Origin of the sequence: Stutzerimonas marianensis, assembly GCF_022810315.1 — a bacterium.
Classification (GTDB): Bacteria; Pseudomonadota; Gammaproteobacteria; order Pseudomonadales; family Pseudomonadaceae; genus Stutzerimonas; species Stutzerimonas marianensis.
In genome coordinates this window covers 15535-32814 of the sequence record NZ_JALGRD010000004.1, presented here as the reverse complement: position 1 = coordinate 32814, position 17280 = coordinate 15535, and the positions used below count along the sequence as shown (strand labels likewise).

Annotated in this window: 17 protein-coding genes; 7 read left to right on the top strand and 10 right to left on the bottom strand. The window is 61.6% G+C overall.

Annotation, left to right across the window (positions count from 1 at the left end; translation table 11 throughout):
• Positions 1 to 39: 39 nt before the first annotated feature.
• Complete coding sequence (aroC, locus tag MST27_RS07880) at positions 40 to 1131, bottom strand: chorismate synthase (protein ID WP_243605426.1); 1092 nt, start codon at positions 1129 to 1131, stop codon at positions 40 to 42.
• A 150-nt stretch (positions 1132 to 1281) separates the two neighbouring features.
• On the opposite strand from aroC, the gene MST27_RS07875 reads away from it, so the two are divergent.
• Both MST27_RS07875 and MST27_RS07870 read left to right on the top strand, forming a co-directional pair.
• Positions 1282 to 2268, top strand: coding sequence for an alpha/beta hydrolase (locus MST27_RS07875; protein WP_243605425.1), 987 nt, complete (start codon positions 1282 to 1284; stop codon positions 2266 to 2268).
• 46 nt (positions 2269 to 2314) lie between these two features.
• Entirely contained in the window at positions 2315 to 3097 is a 783-nt protein-coding gene (locus MST27_RS07870; RefSeq protein WP_243605424.1) for a hypothetical protein, read from the top strand.
• A gap of 24 nt (positions 3098 to 3121) precedes the next feature.
• Here MST27_RS07870 and prmB read toward each other — a convergent pair whose 3' ends face one another.
• Positions 3122 to 4042 (bottom strand): 50S ribosomal protein L3 N(5)-glutamine methyltransferase, encoded by a 921-nt coding sequence (gene prmB, locus MST27_RS07865; protein WP_243605423.1) that lies wholly within the window; start codon positions 4040 to 4042, stop codon positions 3122 to 3124.
• 188 nt (positions 4043 to 4230) lie between these two features.
• Here prmB and MST27_RS07860 point away from each other — a divergent pair, with 188 nt between their 5' ends.
• The 4 genes from MST27_RS07860 (at position 4231) to folE (ending at position 6517) form a co-directional block, all read left to right on the top strand.
• A complete protein-coding gene (locus MST27_RS07860) occupies positions 4231 to 4824 on the top strand; it encodes a cysteine hydrolase family protein (protein ID WP_243605422.1) in 594 nt (197 codons plus the stop codon).
• Positions 4825 to 4913: 89 nt separating this feature from the next.
• Complete coding sequence (locus MST27_RS07855; protein WP_243605421.1) at positions 4914 to 5234, top strand: hypothetical protein; 321 nt, start codon at positions 4914 to 4916, stop codon at positions 5232 to 5234.
• Positions 5235 to 5317: 83 nt separating this feature from the next.
• Positions 5318 to 5875: a Smr/MutS family protein gene (locus MST27_RS07850; protein WP_243605420.1), complete on the top strand. Its 558-nt coding sequence runs from the start codon at positions 5318 to 5320 to the stop codon at positions 5873 to 5875.
• Between the two features lie 96 nt (positions 5876 to 5971).
• Positions 5972 to 6517 (top strand): GTP cyclohydrolase I FolE, encoded by a 546-nt coding sequence (gene folE / locus MST27_RS07845; RefSeq protein ID WP_243605419.1) that lies wholly within the window; start codon positions 5972 to 5974, stop codon positions 6515 to 6517.
• 53 nt (positions 6518 to 6570) lie between these two features.
• Here the strand turns inward: folE and MST27_RS07840 are convergent, their stop codons facing one another.
• Together MST27_RS07840 and MST27_RS07835 are read right to left on the bottom strand one after the other, a co-directional pair.
• Complete coding sequence (locus MST27_RS07840; RefSeq protein ID WP_243605418.1) at positions 6571 to 7179, bottom strand: glutathione S-transferase family protein; 609 nt, start codon at positions 7177 to 7179, stop codon at positions 6571 to 6573.
• Positions 7180 to 7200: 21 nt separating this feature from the next.
• Entirely contained in the window at positions 7201 to 8367 is a 1167-nt protein-coding gene (locus MST27_RS07835) for an aminotransferase-like domain-containing protein (RefSeq protein WP_243605417.1), read from the bottom strand.
• 79 nt (positions 8368 to 8446) lie between these two features.
• Between MST27_RS07835 and MST27_RS07830 the strand changes: the two genes are divergently transcribed.
• Positions 8447 to 8890: a MarR family winged helix-turn-helix transcriptional regulator gene (locus tag MST27_RS07830; protein ID WP_243605416.1), complete on the top strand. Its 444-nt coding sequence runs from the start codon at positions 8447 to 8449 to the stop codon at positions 8888 to 8890.
• A 128-nt stretch (positions 8891 to 9018) separates the two neighbouring features.
• Here the strand turns inward: MST27_RS07830 and rpsA are convergent, their stop codons facing one another.
• The 6 genes from rpsA to serC form a co-directional block, all read right to left on the bottom strand.
• On the bottom strand, positions 9019 to 10704 hold the full coding sequence (gene rpsA, locus MST27_RS07825) for a 30S ribosomal protein S1 (RefSeq protein WP_243605415.1): 1686 nt from the start codon (positions 10702 to 10704) through the stop codon (positions 9019 to 9021).
• Positions 10705 to 10874: 170 nt separating this feature from the next.
• On the bottom strand, positions 10875 to 11561 hold the full coding sequence (cmk, locus tag MST27_RS07820; RefSeq protein ID WP_243605414.1) for a (d)CMP kinase: 687 nt from the start codon (positions 11559 to 11561) through the stop codon (positions 10875 to 10877).
• Positions 11558 to 13801 (bottom strand): bifunctional prephenate dehydrogenase/3-phosphoshikimate 1-carboxyvinyltransferase, encoded by a 2244-nt coding sequence (locus MST27_RS07815; protein WP_243605413.1) that lies wholly within the window; start codon positions 13799 to 13801, stop codon positions 11558 to 11560. Before MST27_RS07815 ends, cmk begins: the two co-directional genes overlap by 4 nt.
• On the bottom strand, positions 13798 to 14907 hold the full coding sequence (hisC, locus tag MST27_RS07810) for a histidinol-phosphate transaminase (protein WP_243605412.1): 1110 nt from the start codon (positions 14905 to 14907) through the stop codon (positions 13798 to 13800). The genes MST27_RS07815 and hisC overlap by 4 nt, the downstream gene beginning before the upstream one ends.
• Positions 14908 to 15010: 103 nt before the next feature.
• Positions 15011 to 16108: a prephenate dehydratase gene (pheA, locus tag MST27_RS07805; protein WP_243605411.1), complete on the bottom strand. Its 1098-nt coding sequence runs from the start codon at positions 16106 to 16108 to the stop codon at positions 15011 to 15013.
• Positions 16108 to 17193, bottom strand: coding sequence for a 3-phosphoserine/phosphohydroxythreonine transaminase (gene serC / locus MST27_RS07800; protein ID WP_243605410.1), 1086 nt, complete (start codon positions 17191 to 17193; stop codon positions 16108 to 16110). The genes pheA and serC overlap by 1 nt, the downstream gene beginning before the upstream one ends.
• Between the last annotated feature and the right edge of the window lie 87 nt (positions 17194 to 17280).

The window sequence follows — 17280 nt, the reverse complement described above, 5'->3', positions numbered from 1 at the left end:
ATCCGGGTTGCCGCGTCAAGCCCCAGCCTCGGCCCGGGCTCAGAGTTGGCCCAGCACGGGGGTGCCGACTAGCACGTCGGCGTTTTGCCCACGGTGACGAAGCAGGTGATCCAGCAGCACGATTGCCATCATGGCTTCCGCGATCGGCGTGGCGCGAATGCCGACACACGGATCATGCCGGCCCTTGGTGACGACCTCGACCTCCCTGCCCTCGACATCGATCGAGCGGCCTGGCGTGGTGATGCTCGAGGTCGGCTTGAGTGCCAGATGCGCCACGATCGGCTGGCCGGACGAGATACCACCGAGCACACCGCCGGCGTTATTCGAAAGAAAGCCTTCAGACGTGAGTTCGTCGCGATGCTCGGTGCCACGCTGGGCAACGCTGGCGAACCCGGCGCCGATCTCCACGCCCTTGACCGCGTTGATGCTCATCAGCGCATGCGCAAGGTCGGCGTCAAGCCGATCGAAGATCGGCTCGCCAAGTCCGGGCGGAACGCCTTCGGCGATCACGGTGATCTTGGCGCCGACCGAATCCTGGTCGCGGCGCAGTTGATCCATGTAGGCCTCAAGCTCCGGCACCTTGGCCGGGTCTGGACAGAAGAAGGCATTCTGCTCGACGCCATCCCAGCTCTGAAAGCCGATCTCGATCGGACCCAACTGGCTCATGTAGCCGCGCACCCGAACGCCCAGAGTAGCCAGGTATTTCTTTGCAATGGCGCCCGCTGCGACGCGCATGGCGGTTTCCCGCGCCGAGCTGCGGCCACCGCCACGGTAATCCCGCACGCCGTATTTGTGATGGTAGGTGTAGTCCGCATGCGCCGGGCGAAACAGGTCCTTGATCGCGGAATAATCCTTCGACTTCTGGTCGGTGTTGCGAATCAGCAGGCCGATCGGGCAGCCGGTCGTGCGCCCCTCGAAGACACCGGAGAGGATTTCGACCTCGTCTGGCTCCTGGCGCTGGGTGGTGTGGCGACTGGTGCCGGGCTTGCGCCGATCCAGGTCACGCTGCAGGTCTGCGACGGACAGTTCGAGGCCGGGCGGGCAGCCATCGACGATGGCGACCAGGGCCGGGCCATGGCTTTCACCAGCGGTGGTGACGGTGAACAGCTTGCCGAATGTGTTGCCGGACATGCAGGGCGCTCCGCGATCGACCAAAACAGGGGGACGAAGTATACCCGAGCTGTGGGTCGTTTTACCGTCTGGCTCAGCGGGTGGCGCGCGGGGGATGAACCCGGTGAATAGAATGGCGTCCAACCGCTCCCCGGACATCGAAGCAAACCCATGCGCTTTTTGATCCTTGCCCTGTTGGCCGTCGCACCGATGCTTGCCCGCTCGGAGCCGCTGACGTTGCTCAACGAACCCATGACGCTGGAACTCCCCGACGGCGTACTGCAAGGCACCCTGCTCTTGCCCCGCCACGAGCGGCCTGTTCCCGTGGCCCTGCTGATTGCTGGTTCAGGGCCGACGGATCGCAACGGCAACCAGCCCATGATGCATAACGACGCGCTCAAACGCCTGGCACAGGCATTGGCCTCTCGCGGGATCGCCAGCCTGCGCTACGACAAGCGAGGCGTTGGACAAAGCCAGGCAGCGGCGCCGGACGAACAGAACCTGACCCTCGACAACTACGTCGCCGATGCGCAAGGCTGGAGTCGACGGTTACAGGATGACCCGCGATTTTCGGCACTGATACTCATGGGGCACAGCGAAGGGGCGCTCGTCGCCAGCCTGGCGGCACCCTTCATCGAGCCCGCCGCGGTAATCAGCGTGGCCGGTGCCGGCCGCCCGATCGGAAGTCTTCTGCGCCAACAATTGCAGGGACGTCTGCCACCGCCGCTGTTGGCCAACGCGCAATACCTCATTGGGGAACTGGAAGCCGGTCGCGAGCAGCCGGAAGTCCCCCAAGCCTTGCAGGTACTGTTCCGCCCCAGCGTGCAGCCTTATCTCATTTCGCTGTTCCGCCAGGACCCGGCGCAGGCGCTCGCCGCGGTACAGGCTCCGGTCCTGATCATCCAGGGAACCCATGACATCCAGGTCGAAACCGCTGACGCCGAAGCCCTGAAGCGCGCGAAACCGGATGCGACACTGGCGCTGATCGACGGCATGAACCATGTGCTGCGCATCGTGCCGCCCGGCCGCAACGAGCAAACAGCCTCCTACAACGAACCGGAGCGCCCGCTGGCCCGCGCCCTGGCAGAACGCATCGTTAGCTTTTTGGTAGATGAAGGCATCATGCCACCCTCCAGTTCGGCAGCGCCCCGCCGATAGCCTCGATGCCCGCCCCGCCACCTTCGCGGGACTCATGGACGCGCTCATGACAGACAACCAAACGCCGGCCGAGACCGCTGAAACTGCAACCGAAACACCGCCGCACCCGTGGTCCGACCTCGGGCCCGACCGCTTCCGCCTGCTGCGCCTCGCACCCCAGCCGACCGACCGCGATACCGGCGCACGCCCGCTGCGATTCGTCGAACTCGGCCAGGTCGAACGCCATACGCCCCGGCAGAGCGTGCTCAAGCTGTTCATCCGGTTACCCGGGCAGATGCTCTCCAAAAAGCACAACGTGCTGGAGGTCTGGGCCGACCATGGTGCCAAGGAGGTGCGCTTCGGCCCTGATGCGGGGTTGCATATCGAGCCCGTCAATCGCGGCCTCGGGCGCTTTCTTCTGGCGCAGGGTGCACGCTGGGCGCAGCGTCGCTGGGCACATTATCTGGTCGAAGGCGGTGCATTACCGGCCAAGGACGTACCCCGCGAGGACCTGCGTCTACGCCGCGACCATTGTCTACAGACTCAGGGCTTCGAGATCCTCTATGCCGGCCCCGAGCAGCTCAAGGCCAGCTACAGCGCGCCGCGGGTCAGCACCCTTCGTCCCGACTGGAATACGGAAAAGGTCCAGGTGATCGAACTGACCGAGGCAGCCGCCATGCTCGAGCAGGCCGATCGAAACCTGCTCGAACAGGAACATCTCCTAGGGGAAATGCAGGCCCGCATGAACAGGCTGCGGCGGGAAGACGGCACGCTGCGCTTCACCATCGCCTGTCTGGTGGTGTTCGCCCTCTTCCAAGCTGGCCTGCTGATCTGGATAGCGACACGCTGACTGGCAGCCTGACTTCAGATTTCCTCAGCCAGCAGCGCGTTCGCGAAACAGCGCCTGGTATTCGCGGCACTGGCTGGCCGCCAGGAGGAACACGCCATGCCCGCCCTTGGCGAACTCCAGCCAAGTGAAATCGACCTCCGGGTACAAGGCCTCGACGTGAACCTGACTATTGCCAACCTCGACGATCAAGGTGCCCTCCTCGGTCAGGTGGTCGGCCGCCTCAGCGAGCATGCGCCGTACCAGGTCCAGCCCGTCGTCACCGCACGCCAATCCCAAGGCGGGCTCATGATGGTATTCGCTGGGCATGTCGGCAAAATCCTCGGCGTCGACATAGGGCGGGTTTGAGACGATGAGATCGAAACGTTGCTTCGGCAACCCCTCGAAGCCATCACCCTGCACCGTGTAGATACGGTCTTCCAACCCATGGAATTCGATGTTCCGGTTGGCGACTTCGAGCGCATCGAACGATAAGTCAGCCAACACCACCTCGGCTTCGAGAAATTCGTAAGCGCAGGCGATTCCGATGCAACCGGAGCCGGTGCATAGGTCGAGAATGCGCGCCGGAGTCTTCGCCAGCCAGGGCTCGAAGCGCCTATCGATCAACTCGGCGATCGGCGAACGCGGTACCAGTACCCGCTCATCGACAATGAAGGGCAGCCCACAGAACCACGCCTGCCCGAGCAGGTAAGCGGTCGGCACGCGCTCCTCGATCCGTCTACGGAGCAGCCCCTGCAGACGTTCGCGCTCATCGTCTTCCAGCCGGCAGTCGAGGTAGGCATCGGCCATCTCCCATGGCAGATGCAACGCACCCAACACCAGTTGACGGGCCTCGTCCCAGGCGTTGTCCGTGCCATGACCGAAGAAGAGTTGCTCGGCCTGGAACCGGCTGACGGCCCAGCGGATATGGTCACGCAACGTACGCAGTCGGGAAGGCGAAGCGGTCACTGGCAGGTCTCCTGTCAAAAGCGCGAAAGTTTAGCCCAAGGCGATGCACAGTTCTGCGGCGAGGGCGCATGGACCTCCGACATTTGGCCAATTTACAGCTTATCGAAGCGCGAATCGTCGGTTTGGGCAGTTCACATCTCGGTCATCTGGCGCCACAATCACCCCCCTCTCACAACAAGGAGTCAGTCATGTCGAAGCCACAGACCCTGCTTCAGCTCAGTGGCCGCAGTTATGCACCGGCGACTCTGGCTAACGCGACCCTTCTGGTCATCGACGTTCAGGAAGAATACCGCTCGGGTGCGATGGCGCTGCCAAAGCTGCAGCCCGCGCTGGATGAAATCACCCGCCTGCTGGCTGTTGCTCGAGAGGCCGGCACCCCCGTTGTTCATGTTCATCACCTTGGCATTCCGGGAGGCCTGTTCGATCCTCAAGGCTTGCGTGGGCAAATCATGCCGGAGGCCGCTCCGCTGCCTGGCGAACAGGTGGTCGGCAAGACGTTGCCCAACGCCTTTGCCGGCACCCGCCTGCACGAACTGCTCCAGCAGCACGGTCGACTGGACCTGATCGTCTGCGGATTCATGACCCATTCGAGCGTGAGCACGACGGTTCGGGCGGCCAAGGATTACGGCTATCGTTGCACCCTGGTCGACAAGGCTTGCGCCACCCGGGATCTGCCGATGGGCGACGGCGCCATCGATGCCGACCAAGTGCACCGAATGGAGATGACCATACTGGCCGACAATTTTGCCGTTTGCGTGGCGGATGCAGCAGCCCTGGCATAACCCCGATCGCTGCAAGGCGTTACCTGAAAGGCAATGGAACCCGACCGGGGACCCCTCGGTCACAGCCCCATCCCGACGAGGTAACCGGAATGAAACGAACCGACGGTTTCGATGCTCGCCGCCTTCGTCCCCGACCGCAGCGCAGCTGGGCGTCACGCGTAGGCGCCTTTTTCGGAATGATGCTGATCCTGCTCGGCATCTTCCTGCTGATTGCCGGCGGCACGTCCTTCTTCAATGTGCATGAATCCCTGACGAAGCTGGCTCCGGAGCGCAACACCGCCATCACCTTCATCGTTACCGGCCTGGTGCTGCTCTGGGTAGGCTGGGCGCTGCGTCGAAGGATTCGCCGCAGGGCACTCAAACCCAACGACCTCAATCTCTCCCCGCGCCTGCTGCGCAAGCGCAACTGACTCGCAGCCTCAGCCGTCCGCCTGGGGCAGCCATGCGCGCACCGACGCCTTGCGCTAGAATCGCCCGCCTACGCGGAGGCCTCATGCAAGACGATGATTTTTCCCTCTTCCGTTCAGCGGTACGTGGCGTCAAACCAATGCAGCACGACCGCGCCGACACCGGAAAGCCCCGAAGCAACAAGGCGCAAGTCGCCACCCGGCGCGCCAATGCCGTGGTCGGTGACGGCGAGCCGCGGGTCGACGGACTGTCCGATCAGTTTGTGATCGACGTGGGGGCCGAAGACGAACTCTACTGGTCCCGTGATGGCGTTCAGGATAGCCAGCTTCGCAAACTCAAGGCCGGCCAGGTCCCATTCGAAGGCAGCCTGGACCTGCACGGCCTGAATGTCGAAAAGGCCCGTCAACTCTTGTGGGACTTTCTGGCCGAGGCCACGAAATTCGAGATTCGTTGCGTACGCGTGACCCATGGCAAGGCAGCGCGCACGGATGGCAGGCGGCCGATGATCAAAAGCCATGTCAACACCTGGCTCCGCCAGCATCCTCAGGTGCTTGGTTTCACGTCGTGCCTGCCCAGGCATGGGGGTACGGGCTCCGTTTACATTCTGCTCAAGCGAACCATGCTCGAAGGGCGCGACGAGTGATCGGCGCGCCCCTGCGTGATTCAGGCCAATGCCGCTTGCGGCCCGCACGCCGAGCCCCTAACCTTCGCACTCGCGCTATTCCCTACAGGTAGTTCAATGTCCCTGGAAACACACTACACCGCGATCCTTGGCCAGCTCGGCGAGGACGTCACCCGCGAGGGCCTGCTCGACACGCCGAAACGCGCCGCCAAAGCCATGCAGTACCTGTGTAAGGGCTATCAGCAGACGCTCGAGGAAGTGACCAACGGCGCCCTGTTCAGCTCGGATAACAGCGAGATGGTGCTGGTCAAGAACATCGAGCTGTACTCGCTATGCGAGCACCACATGCTGCCCTTCATCGGCAAGGCACATGTTGCCTACCTGCCCAACGGTAAGGTGCTGGGGCTCTCCAAGGTCGCCCGCATCGTCGACATGTATGCCCGCCGGCTGCAGATCCAGGAGAACCTGACACGCCAGATCGCCGAAGCCATCCAGCAGGTTACCGGTGCCTGGGGTGTGGCCGTTGTGATCGAGGCACAACACATGTGCATGATGATGCGAGGTGTCGAGAAGCAGAACTCCTCGATGGTCACCTCCGTCATGCTCGGCCAGTTCCGGGAAAACGCCGCTACCCGCAGCGAATTTCTCGGCCTCGTGAAGTAAGCCGCCGCAGGGCCGTCACATATCGCCCTGCAAGGCCGGCTCAGGCCAATGCGCTAGACATCGTACATTCCGACATGCCGTGGATGGCTGGCTACCCGCTGCAGCCATCCGAGAATCGCCGGATAGCCGGCCAGATTGAACCCGCCCTCCTCGGCCACGTGCGTGTAAGCGTACAGAGCCACGTCGGCGATCGAATAGCGATCGCCCACCAGATAAGGCGTTCTGGTGAGTTGTTGCTCCATCACGTCGAGGGCGTGGTAACCGTCCAGCTGGCGTGCGGCATATTCATCGAGACGGTCGTCGGGCATCCCAAGGTAGAGCTTGATGAAACGCGCCACGGCGATATAAGGCTCATGACTGTACTGCTCGAAAAACTGCCATTGCAGCACTTGCGTTCGTAATCTTGCGTCGTTCGGGATGAACTCGGTCCCTTCGGCAAGAAAATGCAGGATCGCGTTCGACTCCCACAGGCAGGTGCCATCCTCCAGCTCCAGCACGGGAATCTTGCCGTTCGGGTTCTTTTTCAAGAAGGCCTCATCGCGGCTCTCCCCTCGAAGGATGTCTATCGACACCCACTCGTAAGGCCGTTCCAGCAGGTGAAGCATCAGCTTCACCTTGTAACAGTTGCCGGATCGATGGTCCCCGTACACCTTGTAGCTCATCATTTCCCTCCCGACGGCCATTCAGGCCGCCTCGACCATGCTTGCATTCCTGATGACGCCCGCCAAGCGGCGCACCCCCTCAGCCAGCCGGTCTGGCGCCACGTGACTGAAGTTCAATCGCAAGTAGCCAAGATTTTGATCAGGATCGACGAAAAACGGCTCGCCCGGCATGAACACGACGTTCTGCGCCAACGCCTGATCCAGCAACGCGCGCGTATCCACCGGTTTTTTCAGGCGCAACCAGAAGAACAGACCGCCCTGCGGCGATTGCCAGTCAGCGAGATCGGAAAAATGCAGCTGAAGCGCAGACTGCATGGCGTCCCGTCCCTGACGGTAAAAGCACCGAAGCGCGTCCAGATGGGTGCTGTATTGCTCGCTCCCCAACCACTGAAGCGCCTGCCACTGGCCGATGCGATTGGTGTGGAGGTCGGCCGACTGCTTCAGTCGCAGCAGGTAGGGAAACAGATCCGGCGTCGCGATCAGATAGCCGACACGCAACCCGGGCAGCAGCGTCTTCGACACCGTCCCTGTATAGATCCAGCTGGCCTTCTGCAACCGACTCACGATTGGCCGGGCAGAACCCTCGTCGAACACCAGCTCGCGATAGGGCTCATCCTCGATCAGCGTCACGCCGAACTCATCGAGCAACGCTGCCACGGCATCGCGCTTGTATTCGCTGTAGCGCACCGCGGAGGGGTTCTGAAATGTCGGGATCAGATAGGCGAAAGCAGGTCTGTGTCGCTCTAGCCGTTCGCGCAACGCAGCCAGCGAGGGACCATCATCTTCCTGCGCAACGGCTAGACACTCCGCGCCGAATAACTGGAACGCTTGCAACGCCGCCAGGTATGTCGGAGCCTCGAGCAGCACTTCAGTCCCGCGGTCAATGAACAGCTTGGAAGCCAGATCCAGCGTTTGTTGCGACCCACTGACGATGAGCACTTGGCTGGCCGAACAATCGATGCCAAGCGCCCGCGCCTGAACTGCAATCGCCTCGCGCAAGGCCGGCTCACCTTCGCTCATGCCGTACTGGCCGAGGCCTGTCGGCATCGGCGCCCAGTCCACCTTGGGTAGCATCGACTCGGCTGGTAAACCACCGGCAAAGGACATGACATCCGGACGCTGCGCGGCAGCGAGGATTTCACGGATCAGCGAGCTTTTGAGGCGGTCGACGCGTTCGGAGAAGGCCATGGGGCACCAGATGCAGAGACGGGTAAAATGAGTCAAACTTCTTGACCAAAATTACGCCGCGCCTGATGGATACGTCAACATGGCTGACCTAAAAAAAAGCACCGCACAACGCCAGATCATGGAAACCTTTTTTCATGCCTACCAGGCGTTCACGGTAAAGCCAGACGAAATGCTGGCCCGCCGCGGCTTGTCACGTGTACATCACCGCATCCTGTTTTTCATCGCTGCCTATCCCGACCTGAGCGTGACGGAGTTGCTGGGTCATCTGGGCGTCACCAAGCAGGCCTTGAACACCCCGTTGAGGCAACTGATCGAGATGCATCTGGTTGAGAGCCGGACGGCGGCAGACGACAAGCGTAAGCGCATGCTGCGCTTCACCACCGAAGGCGCCAGGCTCGAGCAGGCACTGCGCCGGGAACAGGTTCGGCTACTTGAACGTGCCTTCGAGCAAACCGGTGAAGATGCAGTGGCCGGCTGGTTGGCGGTGAACCAGGCGCTGGCCGTCAGTACGACGCGCAAGTAGTGAGCCAGTGGCGACGGGGCGCATACCTAGCGACGTCTTAGATAAACAAATCGACACCCCTGTCCCAGCCGGAATACAGACACAAAAAAGGGCGACCGAAGTCGCCCTTTTTCAACGGAACGCAGAACTTAGTTCTGGTTTTCCATCTGCGCGCGGATCAGATCACCGATGGTGGTCGGACCAGCGGAAGGCTCTACGTCCTGCTTGGTGCGCAGTTCCTTCATTGCATCTTTCTCTTCCTCGACGTCCTTGGACTTGATGGAGAGATTGATGACGCGGCTCTTACGGTCGATGCTGATGATCTTGGCTTCGATTTCCTCGCCTTCCTTCAGGACGTTACGCGCATCTTCAACGCGGTCACGGCTGATTTCGGAGGCTTTCAGCGTCGCTTCGATATCGTTACCCAGGTCGATGATAGCGCCCTTGGCATCCACTTCCTTCACAGTGCCACGAACGATACTGCCCTTGTCATTGACGGCGGCGTAGTTGGAGAACGGATCGTCTTCCAGCTGCTTGATGCCCAGGGAGATACGCTCACGCTCCGGATCGACCGACAGGATGACGGTATCCAGCTCGTCGCCCTTCTTGAAGCGGCGAACGGCTTCTTCGCCCGGCTCGTTCCAGGAAATGTCGGACAGGTGAACCAGACCGTCGATGCCACCGTCCAGACCAATGAAGATACCGAAATCGGTGATCGACTTGATGGTGCCGGAGATGCGGTCGCCCTTGTTGAACTGGCCAGAGAAGTCTTCCCATGGGTTGGACTTGCACTGCTTGATGCCCAAGGAAATACGACGACGCTCTTCGTCGATGTCCAGAACCATGACTTCCACTTCGTCGCCGACCTGTACGACCTTCGACGGGTGAATGTTCTTGTTGGTCCAGTCCATTTCGGAAACGTGCACCAGACCCTCGACGCCCTCTTCCAGCTCGGCAAAGCAGCCGTAGTCGGTGAGGTTGGTGACACGGGCCATGACGCGGGTGTTTTCCGGGTAACGCGCCTTGATGGCAACCCATGGGTCTTCGCCCAGCTGCTTCAGACCCAGCGATACGCGGTTACGCTCGCGGTCGAACTTCAGCACCTTGACGTCGATCTCGTCGCCAACATTGACAATTTCCGACGGATGCTTGATGCGCTTCCAGGCCATGTCGGTGATGTGCAGCAGGCCATCGACGCCACCCAGGTCCACGAAGGCGCCGTAGTCGGTGAGGTTCTTGACGATACCCTTGACTTGCTGGCCTTCCTGCAGCGATTCCAGCAGCGCTTCGCGCTCGGCGCTGTTCTCGGCTTCCAGGACGCTGCGACGGGAAACGACAACGTTGTTGCGCTTCTGGTCCAGCTTGATGACCTTGAATTCGAGTTCCTTGCCTTCCAGGTGAGTGGTATCACGCACCGGACGGACATCAACCAGGGAACCTGGCAGGAACGCACGGATGCCGTTAACGTCGACAGTGAAGCCGCCCTTAACCTTACCGTTGATAACGCCCTTGACCACTTCCTCAGCTGCGAAAGCCGCTTCCAGAACAATCCAGCACTCTGCACGCTTGGCTTTTTCGCGGGACAGCTTGGTTTCACCGAAGCCATCTTCAACCGCGTCCAGCGCAACGTGAACTTCGTCACCCACGCTGATGGTCAGCTCGCCCTGCTCGTTGTAGAACTGCTCGACCGGGATGACGCCCTCGGACTTCAGGCCGGCATGAACAGTGACCCAGTCACCGTCGATGTCGACCACGATGCCGGTGATGATGGCACCCGGCTGCATGTCGAGGGATTTCAGGCTTTCTTCAAAAAGTTCTGCAAAGCTTTCGCTCATGTTTATTCCTGCTGTTTTCGGGCGAGGAGCCGCCCAATCTCCACATCCCAGATAGACGTGGGTTCATTCATATAAAAAAAGGCGTGTGGGACTGGATCTGGTCTCCCACATGCCTCCTTGTCAACGGCACTGTCTCGCAATGCCATCAGACCGCCTCTCGGCGGCATTCCTCAAGCTAGGTCTTTTCTAGCGACCTCGCTCAGAATTCGCTCTAACACCTGCTCGATGGACAGGTCCGTGGAGTCCAACTGAATGGCATCGTCGGCCGGCTTCAGTGGTGCCACTTCACGCTGGGTATCGCGCTCGTCGCGCACCCGGATCTCATCGAGAAGACTCGCGAGATTAACATCATCACCCTTGCCCTTCAACTGCAGGTAACGACGGCGCGCTCTTTCCTCGGCGCTGGCGGTCAGGAAGATCTTCAGCGGTGCATCAGGGAACACCACGGTACCCATGTCGCGTCCATCCGCAACCAGCCCGGGCGGCTCACGAAACGCTTTCTGCCGCTGCAGCAGCGCTTCGCGGACCACCGGCAAGGCCGCCACCTGTGAGGCACCCGCGCCGACCTGCTCATTGCGGATCGCGGTGGTCACTTCCTCGCCCTCGAGCACGATTTCCATGCCGCTACCATCTTTGGCGGCGCCGAACTGCACGTCGAGGTGAGCGGCCAGCACCTTGAGCGCCTCTTCGTTGGTTAGATCGACACCGTGGTTGCGTGCCGCGAAGGCCAATAGACGATACAGCGCGCCGGAATCGAGAAAATTCCATCCCAGTTTGGCCGCCAGCAGCGCCGCTACGGTCCCCTTCCCGGAACCGCTCGGGCCGTCGATGGTAATCACCGGGACTGGCCTGATCATGAGTTACCCTCCACAGCCACTCGCATACCGGCCCGCTCGGCCAGCGCAAGGAAATTTGGGAACGAGGTGGCCACGTTCGCACAGTCGTGGATACGGATGGCCGCACTCGCACGCAGCGAGGCAACGCTGAACGACATGGCGATACGATGGTCGCCGTGGGCCCAGACCTCGCCTCCCCCGATCGTGCCACTCCCTTCGATGATAATCCCATCGGGTGTCGGTACGGCATTCACGCCAAGGGTTTGCAGACCATCGGCCATCACCTGGATACGGTCGGATTCCTTGACTCGCAATTCCTCGGCACCGCGCAAGGTGGTCCGCCCCTCGGCGCAGGCTGCCGCGACGAACAGAACCGGAAACTCATCGATCGCCAGGGGCACCAGGTCTTCAGGAATATCGATGCCCTTCAACTGGGCGGCACGCACGCGGATATCGGCCACAGGCTCACCGCCAACTTCGCGGGGGTTGCTGAGCTCGATGTCCGCTCCCATCAGCTTGAGGATGGAAATGACACCGGTACGCGTCGGGTTGACCCCGACGTGCTCGAGGGTGATATCCGAACCCGGCGCGATGCTGGCAGCGACCATGAAGAACGCGGCGGATGAAATGTCCGCCGGGACCTCGATGCGCGCCGAGCGCAGCGTGTGGCCCGATTCGACCGTCACGGTGCTGCCGTCCACCTGAACCGGATACCCGAAGCCCTGAAGCATGCGTTCGGTGTGATCACGGGTCGGCGCCGGCTCGGTGACGGACACCTTCTCGGCCGCATACAGCCCGGCAAGCAACAAACAGGATTTGACCTGCGCGCTGGCCATCGGCATGTCGTAATGCATGCCGGACAGGCGCTGCCCGCCACGAATCGTCAGCGGCGGACGCCCCTCGGGGCCGGTTTCGATCACCGCACCCATCTCACGCAGCGGCTTGGCCACGCGGTTCATGGGGCGCTTGCTCAACGAGGCATCACCGGTCAGCGTGCTATCGAACGATTGTGCCGCCAGCAGGCCGGACAACAAGCGCATCGAGGTACCCGAGTTACCGAGGTAGATCGGACCAGGTGCGGCTTTCAGGCCATGCAGACCGACACCGTGCACCGTCACGCGTCCCTGGCTCGGCCCTTCGATCACCACGCCCATGTCACGGAACGCCTGGATGGTGGCTAGTGCGTCTTCGCCTTCGAGGAAGCCGTCCACCTCCGTCACACCTTCAGCCAGAGAGCCGAGCATGATCGAACGATGGGAAATGGATTTGTCACCGGGTACGCGCAGCTGGCCGCTCAGGCAGCCACCCGGATTGGCAAGAAAAATCAGGTCTTTGGAATGCATAACGTCCACATAGGCTCTGCGAGCCAGAATTTTGCTGAAATGTTCCCGGGCAGCCCTGGCGCGCGTGAACACGCCGAGCAAGGTGTGCCCGTCTCCTTCATCAACCGCCGTACGTAATGCCTCGAGGTCGGCACGAAAATCGTCCAGCGTGTGCAGCACCGCCTCGCGGTTGGCGAGGAAGATGTCATGCCACATCACCGGATCACTGCCCGCGATACGGGTAAAGTCGCGAAAACCACCAGCAGCGTAGCGAAAGATTTCCAGGTTCTCGTTACGTTTGGCCAGCGAATCGACCAGCCCGAACGCCAATAGGTGCGGTAGGTGGCTGGTCGCGGCAAGCACCTCATCGTGATGCGAGACGTCCATGTGCTCGACGTCCGCGCCCAGTTCGCGCCAGAGCTTGTCGACCAAGGCCAACGCGGCTGGGTCGGTATCGTCCAACGGCGTCAGAATGACCTTGTGGCGGCTGAACAGCGAGCTTTCGGCAGCCGACACGCCGCTGCGTTCCGAACCGGCAATCGGATGCCCCGGCACGAAGCGCGTCGGCATCCGTCCGAAACATTCCCGGGCACGCCGAACCACGTTGCCTTTCGCACTGCCGACGTCCGTCAGCACTGCATCGCCCAGGTCCAGCGACGCCAACTGCTCAAGCAAATGCTCCATCGCCAGGATGGGCACGGCCAGCTGAATGACCTCGGCACCGCGGCAAGCTTCAGCCAGATTATCGACGCACCGGTCCACCACGCCGAGCTCGACAGCCTTAATCCGTGACCCGGCATCCAGGTCGAAGCCGACCACTTCACGACATAGGCCCCGCTCGCGCAGGCCCTTGGCGAAAGAACCACCAATGAGGCCCAGGCCGATGACCGTCAAGCGGCCAATCAACGGAGCTTGCACCTGATCGCTCGTGCGACTCACCGGGCCAGTACCTGCTCGAGCACGGCCAGGAAGCGAGCGTTCTCGGACTCGGTGCCGATGGAAACGCGCAGAAAGGTCGGCATGCCGTACCCCGCGACCGGGCGTACGATCACACCTTCACGCAGCAGCGCCTGGTTGACGGGTGCGGCATCGAAACCCAGGTCCACGGCGATGAAATTGGCCCGCGAGGGAATCCATTGCAGCCCCAGCCTGCGGAATCCGACCTCCAGCTGTTGCATGCCCGCGCTGTTGCAAGCTCGGGACAGGGCAAGGTATTCAGCGTCGTCCAGCGCAGCGCAGGCGGCGGCCAATGCCAAGCTGTTGACGTTAAAGGGCTGGCGAACACGATTGAGGACGTCGGCGATCACCGGCGCGCAAATGGCGTAGCCCACTCGCAGGGCGGCCAGCCCGTAGGCCTTGGAAAAGGTGCGCGATACCAGCAGGTTCGGGTGCCGCGCCAGGAACGTCAAACCATCTGGCAACGCGCCACCTTCGGCATATTCGATATAGGCCTCGTCCAGCACGACCAGGACACGCTCGGGCACCGCGGCGAGGAAGGCAGCCAAGGCATCGTCGCCGAACCAGGTACCGGTCGGGTTGTTTGGATTGGCGATGAACACCACGCGGGTATTGTCGTCGATCGCCGCCAGCATGGCATCCAGATCATGCCCCCACTGTTTGGCAGGAACGGCCTTGGCCTGGGCGCCGACTGCCTGAGTGGCGATGGGATACACCGCAAAGGCGTGCTCGCTGAACACCGCATTGAGACCCGGCGCCAGATACGCCCTGGCGACCAGTTCGAGGATATCGTTCGAGCCGTTGCCGAGCGTGACCTGGCTGATCTCGACACCATAGCGCTCGGCCAGCCGCTGCTTGAGCACGAAGCCATTGCCATCGGGATAGCGGGTCAGCTCGTCGAGCTCGTTTCTTATCGCTTCGATGACGCGCGGGCTGGGACCAAGCGGATTCTCGTTGCTGGCCAACTTGACGATCGCGAGCGGATCGAGACCGAGCTCGCGGGCCAATTCATCGACGGGCTTGCCCGGTATATAGGGGGACAGCTGCTGCACGCCTGGCTGCGCCAGGGAGAGAAAATCACAAGACATATTCAGCTCCGCAAGCTGAAAGCCTGAAGGCTGAAAGTCTGAAGACTGAAGCAATCGGCGCTGCTTACGGCTCCAGCTTTCAGCTCCAGCTTCCAGCGGCTTCTTAAAGTACCGCTTTCGGATAGGAGCCCAGCACTTTCAGCGCCACGGCCTCGGAACCAATCTTCTCGAGGACATCCCGGATCAGTGGGTCCTGGTGATGTCCGATGCAGTCGATGAAAAACACGTACGTCCATTTGCCGCTGCGCGACGGACGGGTTTCGATGCGCGTCAGGTCGATGCCGTTGGAGTGGAACGGCATCAGCAGCTCGTGCAGGGCTCCGGGCTTGTTGCGCATCGAGACGATGATCGAGGTCTTGTCATCACCGGTGGGCGGCACTTCCTGATTGCCAATGATGAGAAACCGCGTGGAGTTGTCCGGGCGATCCTCGATCTTCTCGGCAAGTTTGGTCAGGCCGTACAGCTGGGCAGCCATATCACCGGCAATCGCCGCCGAGTTCCACTCGCTCTTCACTCGCTTGGCGGCGTCGGCGTTGCTGGAGACAGCCACCCGCTCTACGTTCGGGTAGTGGGCATCGAGCCACTTGCGGCACTGCGCCAGCGACTGGGCATGCGAATAGATGCGGGTGATGCGATCGGTCTTGGTCGTCTCCCCCACGAGCAGGTGATGGTGGATACGCAACTCGACCTCGCCGCAGATGACGATGTCATGTTCGAGGAAGCTATCGAGGGTGTGGTTGACCGCACCTTCGGTGGAGTTTTCCACCGGTACCACACCGAAGTTGACCGCACCGGCGACCACCTCGCGGAATACTTCGTCTATCGCCGCCATGGGCTTGCTGATCACGGCCTGGCCGAAGTGTTTCAGCGCCGCCGCTTGTGAGAACGTGCCCTCCGGCCCCAGGTAGGCGACCCGCAAGGGCTGCTCGAGCGCCAGGCAGGACGACATGATCTCGCGGAACAGGCGGGCGATTTCCTCGTTGTCCAGCGGCCCCTTGTTCAGTTCCATGATGTGCTTGAGGACCCAAGCTTCGCGCTCGGGGCGGTAGAAGACGGCCTCCTCACCCTCGGCCAGCGAAGCCATCTTCACCCTGGCCACATCCTGCGCGCAGCGTGCACGCTCGCTGATCAGCTCGAGAATCTTCTCGTCGAGACTGTCGATACGCAGCCGTAGCGCCTTCAGCCGATCAGTATCGCTCATCAGCCGTGCTCCTTCTCGAACTCGCGCATGTAGGCGACCAACGCCTCCACCGCATCCAGGCCCACGGCGTTGTATATGGAGGCGCGCATGCCGCCGACGGAACGATGCCCCTTGAGATTGAGCAAGCCACGCGCTTCGGCACCGGACAGGAACACCTTGTCCAACTGCTCGTCCGCGAGTCTGAAAGGAACATTCATCCAGGACCGGGCATTTCTGGCGATCGGGTTGGAGTAGAAATCGCTGCTGTCGATCAGGCCGTAGAGCAGGTCCTTCTTGGCGCGGTTGCGCTGCGCCATCGCCTCGACACCACCCTGCTCTTTCAGCCACTCGAAGACCAGGCCGGAGAGGTACCAGGAAAAGGTCGCTGGCGTGTTGTACATCGAGCCGTTATCGGCGGCGATCTTGTAGTTGAGCATCGTCGGACAGCTGGACCGCGCGTGACCGAGCAGATCTTCTCGCACGATCACCACGACGAGGCCGGACGGACCGATGTTCTTCTGAGCACCCGCATAGATCAGACCGAAGCGAGAGACATCGATCGGCCGGGACAGAATGTCCGATGACATGTCAACGACCAGAGGGGTATCGCCCAGCTCAGGTATCCAGTCGAACTGCAGGCCACCGATGGTTTCGTTACTGGCGTAATGCAGGTAGGCGGCGTTGTCGCTCAATGACCACTCGTTTTGCCCGGGAATGGCAAAGTAATCGTAGGCCTTGGCGCTGGCGGCGAGATTGATACGACCGAAACGCCGGGCCTCCTCGATGCTCTTGCGCGACCAGATTCCCGTATCGACATAGTCGGCCACGCCTTCTTCCGGCAGCAGGTTCAGCGGAATTTCGGCGAACTGCTGGCTGGCCCCACCCTGAAGGAACAGGACCTTGTAATTCGAGGGGATGCCCAGCAAATCACGCAGGTCTTGCTCGGCCTTCTCGGCGATCGCGGTGTACTCGTCACTGCGATGGCTCATTTCCATGACCGACAGGCCCTTGCCTTGCCAATCGAGAAGTTCGGCCTGGGCACGCTGCAACACGGCTTCGGGAAGCGCGGCGGGACCTGCGCAGAAGTTATAGGCGCGTTTGCTCATCTTCGTTCTCTCAAAACGGTCGATACCATGCTCGCGTCGTCCGCCGCCGTGGCGTTCAGCGCCGCGCTCGCATTTCCCCTGTCCGGC